This window comes from Streptomyces sp. NPDC000941, assembly GCF_053599555.1.
Genome location: NZ_JBSFMM010000521.1, coordinates 1 through 1,865 on the forward strand (window position 1 = coordinate 1; position 1,865 = coordinate 1,865).

A 1,865-nucleotide genomic window follows, 5' to 3' on the forward strand; every position below is an offset into this window, starting at 1 on the left:
CCCCGAGTGCAGCCTGGCCACCACCGCAAGCCGGTCCAGCTCCGCGCCCTCCGGATCCGGCCGCGGCAGCTCCCAATCCCGGGCCCGCCCCTGGGCATCGGCGAACAGGGTCCGCACGTACTTGCCGTTCGCCGACAGCTTTGTCTCCATCTGCTGGCCGTAGGAGACACGCGCCCAGCGCCGCGCCCCGTTCACCATGTGCTGCCCCAGAGACAGCTCCCGCAGCGGATCGGCCACGAACACCTTGCGGTCGAAGAGGGTTCCGTGGGCGGGAGGACCCGGCGTGTCGCTGTCCTTGGGGGACGCGAGGGAGCAGCAGGCGAAGTCGATCCAGCGGTTCCAGGGCAGCCGGGACACCAGCCACTTCACCCAGGCCACCGCCTCACTCTCATCGATGAAGCGGTTGTACACGCGGTCCCCGCTCCACACCGACAGCACCATGTAGCCCGGCACGCCATGCAGGCTGATGCGGTACGCGCTGCTCTCGGGGAACGGACTGCCCTCGGGACCCGGACGCGGCAAATCCTGCTCCGGCGAAATGGTCTTCAAGTGGAATCTGTAGTCGACGTACGTCGTCATCTGGTCGAGGCGGCGGTCGCCCTCCTCGAAGTTTCGCGCGTACTCGGCGGGTTCGAACGAGGCGTCGCCCATCCGCCCCCCGGTCATCTCACTGACGATCGGGAACATCACCACGTCGCGGTACCAGTCGGGCACGCTCTCATCGAACACCGGCCCCTGGCCCGGCCGGAGCGGAACCCAGGCACCCTTGGGAACCCCCGGCCGCCCAACAACCGTGGCGATACTGCCCTTCCCGCCGGGCAGCGGGCGGACCCTCGCCTCACCGCTGTGCGGCCACACCACCAGACCCGTACGTTCCGCCAGCTCCTGCAACAACGGCCCATACCGGCCCAGGAAGGGAACGGCCACCACGATCGGGGTGCCCGGCGGCAGCTTCGCCCGCGCCACATCCGCCGCCACCAGCTCCACGAACTCCTCGATGTCCGCGTCCCGCGTCGAACCGTCCGGCAGCCGCACCACCACCTTCTTCTTGTCCTCGCGCCAGTCGGCCCCGACGACGTACGGCCACTTCCTCTTCGGCCACGGCGTCATCCCCCCGGGGCCACCGCTCGCCAGGGAACCGTCCGCCTGCGGCGTAAGGACATCGCTCCAGTCCGTGTCCAGCGTCAGGGCGTCCGGCCCCAGCCAGTTCAGACCCGGAACCCGGTGTCCCCCCCGCATGAAGTGGCCGCTCTGGGCCGACCCGGCCGCCCCCAGCTTCTCCAGATGGAACGCCCCCAGCGCCGCCAGACTCCCCGCACGCCCGTCCGCCTTGGCGGCCCGCACCAACCCGAACAACTCCGCACGCACCGCCTGATCCACCGGCGCGCCCTCCGGCAGACCCAGCACATGACGGGCCACCACGTCCACGTCAAACCGGCCGCGCCGAAACCGCAGGTCCCGCCCGTGCAGAGCCTCCAACAGCCGCTCCGCCGGAGACACGGCAATCCGCACGGCGAGCGGAACGGGTGGTGTGGCCGTCTGCGGATCAACCGGCGCGGTGAACCGCGAAATGCAGCCCCCCCGCATGGACATCACCAGCTTCGGCGCCAATGCCCACAATCCGGCACCGTTCGCGCCGGAAACCCCAGGCGCACCTCGGGCCGCGACCCCGCCGAAACCCTCGGACTCGGGGCCAAGCGCCCCGTACTCATCCCGCACCGCCGGGTCCAGCAACGCGTGCGCCACCGACGACGACTCCACGAACGGCCGCAGCGCGTCCGCCACCACCCGCCCGGACGGACCCACCACCACCGCTTGCGCGTCAAACAACAGCCCCACCTCCGGCGGATCCGTCGACACCCGGC

The 1,865-nt window shown here is 70.7% G+C and carries 1 protein-coding gene; it reads right to left on the minus strand.

Annotation, left to right across the window (positions count from 1 at the left end; all coding sequences use genetic code 11):
- Positions 1-1,830, minus strand: a 1,830-nt coding sequence (locus ACWDSL_RS53240) for a lonely Cys domain-containing protein (RefSeq protein ID WP_450496964.1), incomplete at its 3' end; no start/stop codon positions are given.
- Positions 1,831-1,865: the final 35 nt, after the last annotated feature.